Source organism: Halomonas sp. A020 (assembly GCF_027943625.1).
Classification (GTDB): Bacteria; Pseudomonadota; Gammaproteobacteria; order Pseudomonadales; family Halomonadaceae; genus Vreelandella; species Vreelandella piezotolerans.
This window is the reverse complement of record NZ_AP022850.1, coordinates 1,995,205-2,010,013: the sequence shown is the minus strand read 5'-3', so window position 1 is coordinate 2,010,013 and position 14,809 is coordinate 1,995,205. Positions and strand designations below refer to the sequence as shown.

Genomic DNA, 14,809 nt, shown 5'->3' with positions numbered 1-14,809 from the left:
AATATAAGCACATGCAATGTGCCCTCGATAGCGGAGTAAGGAGCCTCTCATGCAGTGGGATCACGAGATTATTATTGTCGGTGGCGGCATGGTGGGCGCGGCCCTGGCGGCACGGTTAGGCCAAGCGGGCATTTCCGTGGGGCTCGTCGAGCGCGGTAGCGCCCCCAAACCCGCCAGCGGCGACTACGACCTGCGTATTTCATCGCTCAACGCCCGCTCGCTCGCGTTCGTGAAAGCCAGCGGCACGATACTGCCCGGCGAGCGCTGCTGCCCGTTCCGGCATATTGATGTGGCCAATCAGGATGGCACCGGCCACTCCGTGTTCTCCGCCGAAGAGAGCGGCATGAACGACTTCGGTATCTTTATCGAAAACCGCGCCCTGCAATACGCCCTGTGGCAACGCTTGGAAGAGCTGCCCAGCGTGACCTGCTATACCCAGTGCGCACCGCTGAGCACCATGGCGGCCACCACCGCCCGCATGCTAGAGCTGGATAACGGCAAAACCCTAAGCGCCCGGCTGATCGTGGGGGCCGATGGTGCCCGCTCTACGCTACGCGAGCTGGCGGGCATTGGCGTGACCAGCTACGACTACCACCAGCGAGCGATGATCATTAACGTCGAGACCGAGCTGCCACAGCAGGATGTTAGCTGGCAGTGCTTTACCCCCAAAGGGCCGATTGCCATGCTGCCGCTGCCCGGCCAGCGCGCCTCGCTGGTGTGGTACGACAGCGACGAAGCCACCAAAGCCCGCGAACAGCTCTCCGACAATGCACTCCAGCACGCCATCGAAACCACCTTCCCCCAACGCCTGGGCAAGCTCACCCGCATCGTGGCGCGGGCCAGTTTCCCGATCAAGCGCCAGCACGCCAAGCGCTACATCGGCAAACGCCTCGCGCTGATTGGCGACGCCGCCCACGTGGTTCACCCGCTGGCGGGGCAAGGATTGAACATCGGCCTGCACGACGCCGACACCCTGGCCGAGCTGATCATCAAAGGCCGCGACCCCGGCGACCACATCAGCCTGCACCGCTTCGAGTGCCAGCGCCGCCTCGCCAACCAAGCGATGATTGCCGCCACCGACAGCTTCCACCACCTGTTCACCGGCGCAAAACCGCTGCGCCAACTGGGCGATCTCAGCCTGCACTTGGCTGAGCGCGTGCCGTTTGCCAAACGCATGATGATGCAGCAGGCCAATGGGCTGAATCCGTTTAAAATCGGCTAACGCTGACTATGCTGAGGGAATGGCTGCGATGAGCAGCCCTAAAACAATCACAATAATCCCTCAAAAAAGGAAAGCGCATGCGACGCAAGCAACCATTCGCGCTAGTGACGGTAGCCTCGTTCACCAGCCTTGGCCTGCTGTTGGCCACACCCTTATGGGCCTGGGATGGCCTAGTCGAGAAGCAGACGTTCGAGATGGAGAGTTTTACCACGCAGGGCGGCGAGACGATTCCCAACGTGGCGGTGGGCTGGGAAGCCTACGGCGAGCTTAACGAAGCCCGCGACAACGCGATTCTTATTACGCACTTTTTCTCTGGCAGCAGCCACGCCGCAGGCCGCTACGAGGCCGATGGTGAGCCCACCGGCTATTGGGATGCCATTATTGGCCCCGGCAAGCCGCTGGATACCGATGAGTACTACATCATCTCTTCCGATACGCTGGTCAACTTGGGGGCGAATGACCCGAACGTTATTACCACCGGGCCAGCCTCCATTAACCCCGATACTGGCGAGCCCTGGGGCATGGATTTTCCAGTGGTGACCATTCGTGACTTTGTCGAGGTGCAGCGGGCCCTACTGGAAAGCCAGGGCATTGAATCGCTGCATGCAGTGATGGGTGCTTCCATGGGTGCCTTGCAGGCCATTGAGTGGGCCAGCGCTTACCCTGAACGGGTCGAGCGGTTGATTCCTGTGATTGGCGGCGGCGTGGCCGACCCGTGGCTGCTGGCCACGCTAAGTGCCTGGGCCGCGCCGATTCGCCTGGATGCCCACTGGAACGAAGGCGACTACTACGATGGCGAGCCGCCCATCGAGGGGCTAAAAGAGGCGTTGAAACTGGTCACGCTCAACGCCAACCACTGGCAATGGGCCAACGAGGCGTTCAACCGAGATTGGGCGGATGACGCTCGCGACCCCTCTCAGGATATCAACGCCCGCTACGCCATCGAGCAAACCCTGGATGACATCGCAGGCGCACGGGCGAAGCTCTCCGATGCCAACCATCTGCTCTACCTGGTGCGCGCCAACCAAACCTTTATGGCAGGCCACGGCGACTCGTTAGAAGCAGGCCTAGCCGCCATCGAAGCGCCCACGCTGATGCTGTATAGCGAGAATGATTTGGTCTTCGCCCCCGAGGGCGTGCGCCGCACCGCCGAGCTGATTGAAGCCGACGGCACCGAAGTGACGTTGGAAACGCTGGAAGGCAACCGGGGCCACCTGGATGGTGTCGTTTCCATCGAGCAAGCCAGCGATACACTGCGAGAGTTTTTGCAGTAAGAAAGAAAGCGCTGGCCTCTTTGAGAAGCCAGCGCTTAAAAATGTCACTACACAGGCGTCTGACTAACCATGCTCCAACGCCCACTGCACCGCCTGCGCTGCGTGAATCTCAGTGGTATCGAACAGCGGCACGCTCGTATCCGCTTGCTGAATTAGCAATCCGATCTCGGTACAGCCTAAAATCACGCCCTGCGCGCCGCGCTCAGCCAGCGAATCGACGATTTCAAGATAGTCAGCTTTGGCATCTGCCTTCACCACGCCCAAACACAATTCTTGATAAATCACCGAGTGCACGCGCTCGCGCTGTGGCTCGGTGGGCACCACCACCTCGATGCCGTGGCGCTGCAGGCGCTCGATATAAAACGCCTGCTCCATGGTGAACCGCGTCCCAAGTAACCCCACGCAGCCAATGCCCTGCTGTTGCAGCACCTGGGCCGTGGCATCGGCGATATGCAAAAGCGGAATAGAGACCGCCGCTTCCAGCGGTTCGGCCACCTTGTGCATGGTGTTGGTACACAGCACCAGAAAATCAGCCCCGGCCGCCTCGACCGATTTACCCGCTGCTCCCAATATCTCGGCGGTGGCCTGCCAGTCGTCCTGGTGCTGCAGCGCCTCGATCTCGGCAAAATCGACGCTATATAGCACCACTTTGGCCGAATGCAGCCCGCCCAGCGCATCGCGCACATGCTGGTTGATAAGGCGGTAGTAGGTTTGCGTGGACTCCCAACTCATCCCGCCGATTAAGCCAATCGTTTTCATCGTGACTCCCTTCAAGCTCGCGGGCCGCTGGTGATGCCCTATGAATGAGCGTTCATCCGGCAACCTTAGCCACTAGCGTTCTCTTCGGCCACTTGGCGCAGCGCATCCACAAGCACATCAGCAGGCTGGGCACCTGAAATCAAATAACGCCCTTCGAGAATGAACGCAGGCACGGCGTTGACCCCTGCCTGCCGAAAACGCTGCTCGGCCTCACGCACTTCGTCCGCGTACTGATCAGAGCGGGCGATGGCCTCGGCGGTGTCGCCGTCCAACCCCACCTCGATGGCCTTCTCGCGAAGCACCTCGGGGTCAGCGGGATTTTTCGCTTCACCGAAATAGGCCTCGAACAGCGCCAACTGCAGCGCCGTCTCTTGGTGTTGGGTTCCGGCCCACGCCAGCACCCGGTGCGCGGCAAAGGTGTTGTTCGCCCGGCGCTCCAGCGCACCCCGGAAATTCAGGCCAAGCTCCTCGGCGGCGGCCATGATCTCGCGCTGGGACTGCTGCATGGTGGTCGCGTCTTTGCCGTACTTGCGGCACAAGTGCTCCAAAATCGGCTCGCCCTCGGGCGGCATATCAGGATTCAGCTCGAAGGGCTGCCATACCAGCTCCACGTCGATTTCACTCTCGAGCGTCTCTAGCGCCTGCTCCAAACGCCGATAACCAATGGCACACCACGGGCAGGCCACGTCGGAGACTAGGTCGATTCTTACCTTTTGCATCATGGAACTCCTCTTCGACATATTCCAACATTCGATCCAACTGACAGCATGGTACGTATATATAGTGAGTAACGGCAGTACCGATTACGGAGGCCACCATGGAAAAAGCCGCGTTAGCACTCATCGCCGTGTTGCTACTAAGCGGGTGCGGCAGCAACACCGCGTCATCTAGCGCGCCTGCTCCGGATACGGCAACCGAGCAACACCCGTCCCACCATCAGCTAACCGATCAATGGATTGGCCGATGGACCGGCGTAGAAGGATTATTTCTGGACATCCGCAAAGACTTACCTGCAGGCCCCGGCCACTATCTACTTGAAATGCAGTATGGCCTGGATGCTGATCAACGCGGTACCTTCGAAGGCCAAGCAACCGCCGAGGGCATTCGCTTCAACCGCGAAGACGGCCCACAACTGCTTCGAGCGGGCGATGGCGAAGCCACCGGCATGAAGTGGCTATTGGAAAAAGAAGACTGCTTGGTAGTGAAAGCAGGCGAAGGCTATTGCCGCGACTGACCTACCCGCTGGGCTATCAAGACGTTGCGCGGTGACATAGGCTATTCGCCCGACACTTCAGTCAACTGGCCTACCTTATCCAAGCTGTATTCGCCAAAATCCCGCGCCATGTAGAGCGCGCCTGAATAGACGCTTTGCGCCTCTTTACGGATATCCTCAAGGGAGGGCGAGGTATGGGAAATGGGCGGATAACGAGGGCTGAAGTGGGTGAGCACCAAGTTGGGCAGCGTGACCTGCTCTGCAAACGCCGCCACCTGCTTGCCGTAGCTATGCCCTACCTCACCGGCCTTTTCGGCCATCTCTTCGGTGTAGGTGGCTTCGTGCACCAGCACCTGCGCCCCCGCGCACGCCTGCGCCAACAGCTCGGGCCGGTCGTTGTCTCCGGCAATCACCACCTTTCTCGGGGTGTGTTTGAACAGCAGGTAATCCTGGCTACGCAGTTGCTTGCCTTCGAACGTTACATCCACGCCCTGCTTCAACTGCCCCCACAACGGCCCTCTGGGAATGCCATGCCGATCTAATGTATCCACATCCAGGGCGGCCTCCACGTTGCGCTCGGTGAACGCATAGGCGTAGCACGGCACGCGGTGGGAAAGCGCAAACGTCTCTACCGCCATGTTCTCGAATTCGACGCTGGGCAGTTCGTCCGAGCAGATGAATTCCAGCACAAAAGGCAAGCTGAGCTGCGTTACCTCGCACGTCGCCTCCAACCAAGTTTGAATACCCTTGGGTGCCACAAGGGTCAGCGGCGCCGTGCGCCCACCCATGGCCGCACTGGCCAGAATGCCCGGCAGCCCGTAGCAGTGGTCGCCGTGCACATGGGTAATCAAAATGGCCTTCAGCGAATGAAACGACAGCCTGGTGTGCAACACCTGATGCTGAGTGCCCTCCCCGCAATCGATTAGGTACCAGCCCTTGCCCTTGCTCTCGCGCAGTGCGATGCCGGAGACGTTGCGTTGTTTGGTGGGCACGCCTGCGGAGGTGCCTAGGAAGAGTAAATTCATCCCTTTTTCGAGCCACTCGTCATGAACTTGCTTTAGAAACATAGCCTCGGAATACCAAACAGGCTTCCGAAATACAGCTGTTAACAATACTAACTAATCAACCAGAATCTCAGCATAAAATCTTCACCTTACCTTAGCAAACAATATAAACTTTATATCTTAATCCACCGCTGTGACAATAAGCCCATCACAATGACCAAACGCTGAATCTCCAATTGATTTTTCAATTCGAAAACTAGGCTTAAAACCTAACTTTACAATTTCTCGACATAGGCATCCTAAAGCACTTATTTCATTTTCAGGACTACCATTTTTAAATTTCAATGAGAGAAAGCTAGAATTTCTTAAAGGTTTAAACATAACTTTACCAGGCACTGAATTTATTTTAGTATAAATATCCATATGATCCATATCAGGAGTCTTTACAAAAACGATTTCTTTCTTGACAGACATTGAAGCCAATTCCTTGAATGTTAAAAAACCAAATCCCTCGTCACGAACAATAAGAACATTTGAAACGTTGATTGGATCTACTTTAAAATAAGCTAAACTGTATGCCAAAAAACACCTTTCAATGGGATTGATCTTCAATTCATTAAGTATCTCAACTTGTTCTTTAGCCCAACTATCAATAGCATCTTGAGATGCCGAAAATTCAGAGATCTCTCTTTTAGCGGATTTTGGCAAATAATTGACAAAACCCACAAAATCCTCTCCACTTCGTCCATGAACACTGCTGCTAAGCTTATCTACAGTCTTGATACTCAAAAAATTTTGATTACTACTCGTCGGCGTAACTGAAATTGCAGCCAAACCATGCCAATGATCACCTTCAGCTATTGGGCGCAGCCTGTTATAATTAAAACGCACATACTCACTAACATCTTTAGATTGATATTCTGCATAAGATAATTTTTTTAACCAGCTTTCGTAACAATTACTATTTAATATATCTTGATGCACTTCATTATATTCACCTCCACCCATTGCAAAAAAAACTGAAACATCTAAAGCAGCACATATCGAAGCAATAAAATCACCCACATTTACGAGCAAGTTCTCACTACCAACTGTGTTTCGCTTAACCTCAACCATTCCATTTTCTTTTAAAACATTCGGTTTCAAACGCAACTTAATCTGTGTAGATACATCTGTTTTAAAATCTTGAGGTTGCTTATTTTTTAACAATGGCCGTAAAGACAAACCATTTTTAAAATTAAGCTGCCATACATCCGAAGCACCGCCATTCCATGGTTTGCTGGAAATAAAAACCTCATCAGCCCCCATGAAAACAGAATAAAATCCTATGCCAAATTTCCCCGAGGATTTAAATTTTGAAGAACGAAGACCTGGAAACTCACTATGCACCAACGATGAAGTCCAAAAACTTGTACCAAAGTCTAAAAGCGGCCCTGTAAGCACTCTTTTAGACATCCCAACACCATTGTCTTCAACATATAAAAAATAGCCTTCAACAGTGCTTTCTAAACGAATTAAAACCTTCCCTAAAAACCCATCTTCTACTTGTCTTCTCGCTTGAATAGAGTCTCGGGCATTTTGGATTAATTCTCTAACTATGACTTCAAATTTATCACAACCTTCACCATATAACTTTTCACCTCCAAGAGTACTAACAAGGTTTTCTATATTGCCAACATGCACTTCAGCCACACAGGGGTTCCAACCCTCTGTCTGAATATGTTTTGACATTAACTCTGGAGATTCAACCCCTCTAACTCGCTTCACTCTAAACTGCGCTTCAGACCTTTTTGACTCGAGTAGTGCATTACATGAACGAATTTCTTTTTCAATCATACAGACTGTATCGTAAGCAATCCACCATGCATCTGACTCACTCTCCAAAAAACCATGTGTAGAGGTGAAAAGTAGAGTTGAACCAGAGCTATCAGTTTGATCTATATCCACAGCTGCTAACTTATTTTGTGCTTTCCAGTGTGCGAATGACACCCCTCTCCTTTTAATTAACGCATGTAAGAAATCAGGAGCTCTTTCATTATCTATATGGGCTGCATCCGCACAACGCAGCATACAGGCTATTTTCACAGGATCAATACGCCACGGCCTCGGAAATCCAGCCAAAGCATTAATCTGACTTGGCAACTTACTTTCTACTTCTTCAATTGGCCAATGATGGCTTGCTGCTATTTTCCCTATAATTTCCCCTAAATGTTTTCTTAAGCTATTATCTTCTATTAAGTATAACGCCGCACCACTTTCAGGATCCAACCAGTTCTTTTCCGTCAAACGCTCTGCTTGATGTGCATGAAGATGTCTTAATGCAGCAAAATCGGCAATTTTTGTTGCCTCATCAACATCAATACCCGCAGACAAACTAGCATAAGTGTCTTTCCATATTTTTGTAGCACGAACACCATTCACTCCATTGTCGTAAGCCTCGAAGCATAGCGCTGAATCATGTAGTAAAACAGCACCTCCAAATACATAAGCTTCTAGAGGATTAAGTTCATAGTTCTCTCCACATATTAGATCAGCAGTCTCCCACAAAGCATCTAAGTGACTAACATCATGCTGCGTTAACCCAGGCAGAGACTCTGAAATCTTTGAAACCAAAGCAGAAGATTTATCCCTAAAATTAATATAAGAGCTTCTTAATCTCTCTAACTCCTTCGTATACTCTCCATCTCTTTGGCCTAATGTGCACTTCCATAATGAAGTTCTTTCAACTCTTTCAATAGACAAAAGGACACCCTCAAAATAAGAAAACATGGCAACTATCAATTTCAAAGAAACAAAAATATAGCTCATGCATACAGAGCTATTAGATAGCTATTTGCTTGACTGTACCTTATTACCTCTAATACTAGCAAAGGCAACATTGATATATTTGAACGCCTACCTTTCATTTCATTACGCCAACCCCACACACCCCATCTTCCTATCGAACCACTGCTGCCTAAGCCCCCGCTGCTTCTCTAACAACAACGTCAGATACTCACGCAACGGATGCACAGATGACAACGCGACGAGATGCTTACGAAGCCTACGCTGATAAGGAAACTGCTCAGCAGGCACATGCAATGGTGTGGCGTTTTTAGTAAGCCATTCGATGTCGGGCAGGAGCAAGTGAGTGGCGTTACTGTCGAGTGCTAGCGTGACGCCTTTTATGTCGAAGTCACCGGCGTAGATATGTGTTCGGCGGGTTTTGTGCCACGCCTCGGCCAGTAACGCAAAGCCGCCGCCGTAGTGGCTGTCGCCACGGTAAACGACCAGCGGGTTTGCGTAACCACTTAGTGCGGGTAGTTCCGGCGAAAATTCATAGAAGCTGTCCAGGTTTTCGACCTGAATCAGGGCGCTGAACGCGCTCAGCTTTATCCCCAGTACATCCACATCGCGAATAGCCCGTGGTTCATTGGCAAGCCCGGTTGTTGGCTGCGGCGGAAAGCTGACGAGCACCCGCCGCGCTCGGGGGCTTTCGCGGGTTGCTTTGTCTTCTTCTACGCCCTCTTTCGCTTGGGCGCTGCTGGGCAGGCCGCTGAGTGATCGGCCTAGCGGTGCCAAGCGGGCACTTTCCAGTACATCATTGATCTGCGCCAGCAGCTCGGCATCGAAGCGCAGGGCTTGGCTGGAGAGCCGCCTGCCGAGATCGATATCCTGCTGGCGGCACCAGGCCACCACGTCTTCCACCCATTGACCGCGCGTTTTGTCTACTATCGGCTGACGGCGAAGCTGTTGCGCTACGTCATTGAGACCAGAGCGGGCGCGCCCCGTTAGATTCATACCGCCACCGCCAGGGCCACATCGTGAATCAGCCGCAGGTCGTTATAGGCGCTGGCCCTGCTCTCTTCCTGGTGAAGGCGAAAGGCCTGTTGCTCGCGGCGCGGCAGACCCTGGTATTCGGCGATCACCTGAAACAGCCAGATTTCATCTGCCCACTCCAGGCCGCTCTGTTGCAGGTAGGCCAAGGCGCTGACCGGCTCGGCGGGCGGCTGGTCGAGCACCGCGAGGTAGAAACGCTCGACGTCCAGCTTGAGGGCCTGCTGGCGGGCGGCGGCCAAGCTCTCTTCGGCGAGCTGCACGGGGTTGGCCACGGCCACGTTTTGTGCGGCGTGGCGCGGGGCGGGCAGCTCGTGCAGCAGCTCGGCTAGAACGCGGGTGTCCAGGGCGCGGTCCAGCGCGGGGGCGGCAGCGGGGTTGAGCGGTGCGGCGCGGTTGAACAGCGCGGGCACCTCGCTGCGCTGGGCGTAGTTGCCGGGCACGAAGCCCGGGTGTTCGCGCAGGAAGGCGGCCATGCCGGTCATCAGGCGGCTGCGGGCTTGCTGCTTGCGGAAGCGGGCCATGAGTTCGATCAACCGCCGCTGCACTTCCCGCAGGCTGGTGTAGTGGTGGCTCAGGCGGTTCTGGAGCTGGCTGATGAGCAGCTTGCGCAGGCTGCCGTCGCTGCCCACCAGGGCGATCAGCTCGTCGAAGTCGATCAGCGCGAGGCCATCGAGCAGGCGCACGATCTGCTTCTGGGCGCGGTCGTTCTCGCGGATCTTGTCGTTGAGCTGGCTGACGAAGCCGAAATCGCTGTTGAGCCGCTGCCACAGGCTGTCGATGGCGTCGGCAAAGCGGCCGTTGAGGTCGTCTACCTCCTGGCGCAGGCGCAGTAGCTGCTGCTCCTGGCGCCAGTGTTCGCCCTTGCTGCGGGCTTCCCGGTAGCTGTCGACCTGAGTGCGAATCAGCTCCAGGGTTTCGGCCACGTCGGCATTGACGTGGCGGCGGGTTTCGTCGGCGAGCATTTCGGCAATCAGGTCGCGCACCTTGGGCGCGAGTTTGACGCCGCTCTGCTCGTCGGGCCGCCATAGCACCCGGGCGGCCAGCAGCTTGCGCAACGCGCCGTCGCTCAGGCCTTCCAGCGGCACGTCGTCGCGGGTGTAGGCCTGCATCAGCCGTTCGGCGTGCTTGCCCAGCAGCGCCAAGCGTTCCGCGCCGGTCTTGAGCAGGCGGCTCTCCAGCTCGCTCACGCCACTGTCCGCCCCATTGCCCATACTTCTACTCACAGCAGGGCCTCCTGCGTGCCCGTGTCCTCGTCGGCATCGATGGGCAGGTTCTCTTCGTCGCGGATGAAGCGCACCACGTCCACCAGGTAGTCCATCTTGCCAGTCACCACGAACACCTGGCGTTCGCTGTGGGGCTGCATCAGGTAGCCGTGCTCTTTCAGCCGTTTGAAGATCTGCTTCACCTGGGCATCCAGCTGGTCGCTCTGGGAGCCAAAGAAGCTGTCCGTGGCCAGCCGCTCCAGGCGCTCGCGCAGGCTCTGGTTGTCCTCGCACTTGGCGCTGAACTCGGCGGGCTTGAGCACATCGTCAGGAGCCGCCAGGGCGTCGCGGCCCAGCGCTTCCTGCACCAGTTGCAGCCACTCCAGCATGGGCAGCAGGCTGTTGAGGGTGTCGGCGAGCTGGCGGGAGAGCTGCTCCCGGGCGGTGTCGTCGAGCTGCCGCCAGGCCAGGAAGTAGACGCTAGCATCCTCGTTGCTGGCCAGCCGCCGATTGAGCGGGCGCAGGTAGGCGTCGATGGCCTCGCGGGTCTCTTCGTTGGAGAGGTGGCGGTAGGCGTTGTCGTCGCTGACGGTGCAGACGAAGTCGCCGGCCAGCAGGCGTTCCAGTAGAGGGCCGTGTTCGATCATGCGCTCACCTCCTGTTGGCGCTGCTTGATTTTCTGCGCCAGCGCGCTGAGGCGCGGTTCGATACGCTTGAGCTGGCGCTGTTGCTGGGCGTCCCGTTCGATGAGGTAGCGGTTGGCGAACAGCAGCAGCACGTCGGATTCCGGGTTGGGGAAGGCCCCGACGATATGGATGCGGTTGCTGTCGCAGGCATCGAACAGTTTTTCGACGTTGTGGTAGGCCAGCGTGCCGATCTCATCGATGGGCCAGTGGATGGCGATGTCCGCATCGCCCCGCAGCAGGCGGGTAAACGCCAGCAGGAACTTGCACAGAATCAAATACGCCATGCCATGGCTGGAGGACTCCAGCAGCTGGCGGTCATTCTTGATCACCAGGTCAGTGCCGCCTTCGTTCAGGTGCAGCTCCAGGCGCAGCAGGCTCTCGAAGCTGTACTGCTGATCGCTGCGCAGCAAATCGACCACGTCGGCCAGGGCGTTGAGGTAGTCGTCGCTGGGCAGCGTCTGGCCGGACTCCCGCCACGCCTTGTAGCGCTGGGCGAACAGCTTGAGCGGTTCCCAGAAGCCCAGCTCGTCGATGGTGGATTGAATGCGCACTTCCGCCTTGCTGATGCCTTCCAGGCGCAGGTCGTCGGCGACCTCTTCCGAGAGCCGACGGCTCTGAGCGCTGATGCGCCGGTTCAGGTCGCGGAAGACGATGAAGAACTTGTCCAGGTCGTCGCTGAGGTTGCGGCCTTCCTGAATCAGCTGCTGCTGTTGGTCTTCCAGCAGTTTGAGCATGCCGCGTAAAAGCGGCAGCAGTAGCCGTGGGCTGTCGCTGGGCAGCTTGTCGCGTTCGCTTTGCAGGGCATCGGCAAAGCCGCTGCTGGCGTCCTTGATCAGTTGGCTCTCGACGTCCAGGCAGCCTCGGCGCAGTTGCTCCAGCTGATGGTGGCGGCTGGTCAGGGCTTGGCGGGTGCGCTCGATGCGCTCGTCCACGTCGCCCACGCTAGCTTCCGCTGGCGCACCTTCGGCCACCAGCTCCAGGCCGTCCAACTGATTGAGCAGCGGCGTCAAGGTGTCCAGAGTGCCACGGGCGCTGTCGCGCTGGGCCTTCAGGCCGTTCACTGCCTGCTGGTGGGCCTCTCTGGCGGCGTGGAAGGCGTTTTTCAGATGCGCTTTATCGCGCTTGAGCTGCTGGTCCCGCTGGGCCAGTTCGGCCTCTTCCGCCACCAGCTGGGGTTTGTGCTGGCCCCACTCGATGCGCATGAAGCGCTGGTACTCGGCCAGCTCCTCCTGACGGGCGGCGGTTTTACGAATGCGCTCGTTCTGGGCTTCCAGGCGGGTTTTGGTGGCCTTGAGCTGGGCGGGGTCGACGCCCTGCTCGGCCAGCTCCTGGCTGAAGGCCTCTTCCAGCTCGGCGCACTGGCGCTGGTGTTCGGCGTTGGCATCGCTGAGCTGCTGTTTGTAGGTGCGTAGCTGGGCATCGAGGCTATCGAGCTGGCTCTGGGCGTCGGCCTTGAGCTCCAGCAGTTGGCCTTGGTGGGTTTCGGCCAGCTCGGCCAGGGCGTCGCGCTTCTCGTCGCGCAGCTCGGTTTGCGCCTGCTCCTGGCGGGCCAGGGCGGCTTCGATGTGGGCGCGGCGGGCTTTCTGGCTTTCCGCGTGGCGGGCCTGCTGCTGGCGGCGCGCTTCCAGGGCGTACTCCACCTCCTGCTCGGCGCGCTGGTGGGCCAGGCGGGCGGTGTCCTGGGCTTCATCGGCCTGCTGTACCCGCTCGTTGTGCTGCTTGAGGGCCTTTTCAGCGGCGGTGCAGGCGCTCTGGGCTCGAGCTTTGGCGCTCTCGGCTTCTTCGATGGCGGCCAGCAGGCTGGCTTCGTCCTGGGCGTAGTCGGGCAGCGCAATGGCGGAAAGATCCAGCGCCAGGCCGAACAGGTCGTCGCTGGCGTGGTCGGCCAGCTGGGGGGCGAGGTCGCGGCGCTCCAGCAGTTCCGGGGCGATCACCTTGCCAAGCTGCTGTTCCCAGCCGGGGCGGTGGTAGCGCAGGAAGTGGCGCAGGCTGCCCTGTTCGGGGGTCTGCTGCTGGTAAAGGGTGTAGCAGTGCTGCTCGGCGCGCTCCCGCTGCTGGCGGCACTGCACGAGATGCTGTTCGGCGGTGTCGCGCTCGCGCTTGTGGGCTTCCAGCTCGCGGCGCAGCGCTTCCAGGGTGGCCCCGGCCGCACTGCGGGCCTGCTGGGCATCGTCCAGCCGCGCCTGGGCCAGCTCGGCTTCCTGGGCTTCTTCGCGGGTTTGGCTGGGCATGGCCAGCTGGGCCTTCAGCTCGGCCAACTGCTCGACGCCTAGCTCCAGCTGGGCCTGATACTCGCTCTCCAGCCGCTGGCGGGCCTGCTGGTAACGCTCGTTGTGCTGCCGTTCGGTTTGCCACTGCTGCTCGCGACGCTCGGCTTTCTCCTCCACCAGCGCGTCGATCAGTTCCTGGTTCTCTTGAGTCTGGCGGGCGAGGTTTTCGGAGAGTTCGCGCAGTCGGCCATCCAGGCGCGCCTGGCTTTCCTTTACTGCGTCCTGCATCACTTGCAGGTGTTGCTGCAACTGGTCGCGCTGTTCGCGCCACTGGGGCAGCGCGTTGATGTCCCGCTCCAGGCCGGGCATATCGGCATCGGCGTACTGCTCGAAGCGGGTTTGCAGGTCGTTGAGGCGGTGCTGGGCGTGCTGCAGCTGGCTTGCCACTTCGCTGTGCTGGTCGTTGAGCGCATCCCGCCGTTCGCCGTAGGCCTGCTCTTCGGCCTGAAACTCCCGCTGGTGGCGGTTGAGTTCGCCTTCCAGGTCGGCGACCTGCCGCTGGGCCTGTTCGCGGTCGGCGGCCAGCTGGGGTTTGAGTTGCCACAGGGTGGTGTCGAGCTCGGCCAGCTCGCGGTCGATGCCGGAGAGTTTGACCAACGCGGCCTGCAGCGGCTCCAGGCGCATGGATTGGCGCATCTGGTGAATCCACTCGCGGGCCTTGGCACTGCGAATGCGGGTAACCGGCAGCTCGACGCCGTCCTCTTCGAAAATCGCCGCCAGCATGGTCTTGAGGGTGTCCATCTTGCCCTCTTTGGCGTGCACCGCCGAGACCAGCTTTTCGATATGGCGAATGCGCCGCTCGGGGTTGACCAGGCTGAACTGGGCGGCGATCTGGCGCAGCTTCAGGCCATCGCGGCTGTTGCCGTGGAGCTGGGTAAAGTCGTTCTGAATCACCGAGCGGAACTCGGAGGTGGCCCCCAGCTTGGGCGACATCGGCGTGCCGCTGCGGCGCAGCCCGCTGGCCCACTGGGTGTAGTCCAGCGCCAACGGGCCCTGCTCGGTGTCGACCAGGTAGTCTTCCGGGCGGTAAGGCGCGCCGACGAAGCGATACTCCACGCCGCCTTCCTGCTTGCGGGTCAGCACCGCCTGGCACACGTTACCCGCTTCGCGGCGGTATTCGTATACCAGGTAGCTGTTGCGATGGGGCAGATAGAACGCATCGAATTTCATGCGGGTTTTCGGCACCACCTTGTTGGGCAGCTCGCCGTAAAACACCGGCACCAGCCGCTGGAGCGTGGTTTTACCCGACGCGTTGGTGCCGCAAATATTGGTGTGGCCGTCCACACTGAGTTCGACCACGCCGTTCAGGTGGCCGTGAATCATCACGATGCGTAGCAGATGCGCCATGCCGTGTCCTTGA

Annotated in this window: 11 protein-coding genes; 3 read left to right on the top strand and 8 right to left on the bottom strand. The window is 57.8% G+C overall.

From position 1 onward, the window contains the following. Positions 1–49: 49 nt before the first annotated feature. Both FRH_RS09330 and FRH_RS09325 read left to right on the top strand, forming a co-directional pair. On the top strand, positions 50–1,222 hold the full coding sequence (locus FRH_RS09330) for a UbiH/UbiF/VisC/COQ6 family ubiquinone biosynthesis hydroxylase (RefSeq protein WP_239295857.1): 1,173 nt from the start codon (positions 50–52) through the stop codon (positions 1,220–1,222). 77 nt (positions 1,223–1,299) lie between these two features. Beyond that, on the top strand, positions 1,300–2,496 hold the full coding sequence (locus FRH_RS09325; RefSeq protein WP_281996754.1) for a homoserine O-acetyltransferase: 1,197 nt from the start codon (positions 1,300–1,302) through the stop codon (positions 2,494–2,496). A gap of 63 nt (positions 2,497–2,559) precedes the next feature. Here the strand turns inward: FRH_RS09325 and FRH_RS09320 are convergent, their stop codons facing one another. Then, positions 2,560–3,255, bottom strand: coding sequence for an aspartate/glutamate racemase family protein (locus tag FRH_RS09320; RefSeq protein WP_281996753.1), 696 nt, complete (start codon positions 3,253–3,255; stop codon positions 2,560–2,562). A gap of 65 nt (positions 3,256–3,320) precedes the next feature. Then, positions 3,321–3,974, bottom strand: a complete 654-nt coding sequence (locus FRH_RS09315; RefSeq protein WP_281998158.1) for a DsbA family oxidoreductase — start codon at positions 3,972–3,974, stop codon at positions 3,321–3,323. A gap of 98 nt (positions 3,975–4,072) precedes the next feature. Between FRH_RS09315 and FRH_RS09310 the strand changes: the two genes are divergently transcribed. Then, positions 4,073–4,489, top strand: a complete 417-nt coding sequence (locus tag FRH_RS09310) for a hypothetical protein (protein ID WP_281996752.1) — start codon at positions 4,073–4,075, stop codon at positions 4,487–4,489. Positions 4,490–4,530: 41 nt separating this feature from the next. Here FRH_RS09310 and FRH_RS09305 read toward each other — a convergent pair whose 3' ends face one another. The 6 genes from FRH_RS09305 to FRH_RS09280 form a co-directional block, all read right to left on the bottom strand. Then, entirely contained in the window at positions 4,531–5,493 is a 963-nt protein-coding gene (locus FRH_RS09305; protein WP_281996751.1) for a ribonuclease Z, read from the bottom strand. Positions 5,494–5,652: 159 nt separating this feature from the next. After that, complete coding sequence (locus FRH_RS09300) at positions 5,653–8,280, bottom strand: ATP-binding protein (protein WP_281996750.1); 2,628 nt, start codon at positions 8,278–8,280, stop codon at positions 5,653–5,655. A 102-nt stretch (positions 8,281–8,382) separates the two neighbouring features. After that, positions 8,383–9,252, bottom strand: coding sequence for a hypothetical protein (locus FRH_RS09295; protein ID WP_281996749.1), 870 nt, complete (start codon positions 9,250–9,252; stop codon positions 8,383–8,385). Then, complete coding sequence (locus FRH_RS09290; protein ID WP_281998157.1) at positions 9,249–10,502, bottom strand: hypothetical protein; 1,254 nt, start codon at positions 10,500–10,502, stop codon at positions 9,249–9,251. Before FRH_RS09290 ends, FRH_RS09295 begins: the two co-directional genes overlap by 4 nt. An 8-nt stretch (positions 10,503–10,510) precedes the next feature. Beyond that, positions 10,511–11,140 carry a hypothetical protein gene (locus FRH_RS09285; RefSeq protein ID WP_281996748.1) on the bottom strand — a complete coding sequence of 210 codons (630 nt, stop codon included), beginning with the start codon at positions 11,138–11,140 and terminating at the stop codon, positions 10,511–10,513. Further along, entirely contained in the window at positions 11,137–14,796 is a 3,660-nt protein-coding gene (locus tag FRH_RS09280) for an ATP-binding protein (RefSeq protein ID WP_281996747.1), read from the bottom strand. Before FRH_RS09280 ends, FRH_RS09285 begins: the two co-directional genes overlap by 4 nt. Positions 14,797–14,809: the final 13 nt, after the last annotated feature.

What these genes read in the sequence shown, in the direction of transcription:
- FRH_RS09305 (WP_281996751.1), bottom strand. Translation starts at nt 5,493, where the DNA reads ATGAATTTACTCTTCCTAGGCACCTCCGCAGGCGTGCCCACCAAACAA.
- FRH_RS09310 (WP_281996752.1), top strand. Translation starts at nt 4,073, where the DNA reads ATGGAAAAAGCCGCGTTAGCACTCATCGCCGTGTTGCTACTAAGCGGG.
- FRH_RS09290 (WP_281998157.1), bottom strand. Translation starts at nt 10,502, where the DNA reads ATGGGCAATGGGGCGGACAGTGGCGTGAGCGAGCTGGAGAGCCGCCTG.
- FRH_RS09280 (WP_281996747.1), bottom strand. Translation starts at nt 14,796, where the DNA reads ATGGCGCATCTGCTACGCATCGTGATGATTCACGGCCACCTGAACGGC.
- FRH_RS09330 (WP_239295857.1), top strand. Translation starts at nt 50, where the DNA reads ATGCAGTGGGATCACGAGATTATTATTGTCGGTGGCGGCATGGTGGGC.
- FRH_RS09325 (WP_281996754.1), top strand. Translation starts at nt 1,300, where the DNA reads ATGCGACGCAAGCAACCATTCGCGCTAGTGACGGTAGCCTCGTTCACC.
- FRH_RS09320 (WP_281996753.1), bottom strand. Translation starts at nt 3,255, where the DNA reads ATGAAAACGATTGGCTTAATCGGCGGGATGAGTTGGGAGTCCACGCAA.
- FRH_RS09285 (WP_281996748.1), bottom strand. Translation starts at nt 11,140, where the DNA reads ATGATCGAACACGGCCCTCTACTGGAACGCCTGCTGGCCGGCGACTTC.
- FRH_RS09315 (WP_281998158.1), bottom strand. Translation starts at nt 3,974, where the DNA reads ATGCAAAAGGTAAGAATCGACCTAGTCTCCGACGTGGCCTGCCCGTGG.
- FRH_RS09300 (WP_281996750.1), bottom strand. Translation starts at nt 8,280, where the DNA reads ATGAGCTATATTTTTGTTTCTTTGAAATTGATAGTTGCCATGTTTTCT.
- FRH_RS09295 (WP_281996749.1), bottom strand. Translation starts at nt 9,252, where the DNA reads ATGAATCTAACGGGGCGCGCCCGCTCTGGTCTCAATGACGTAGCGCAA.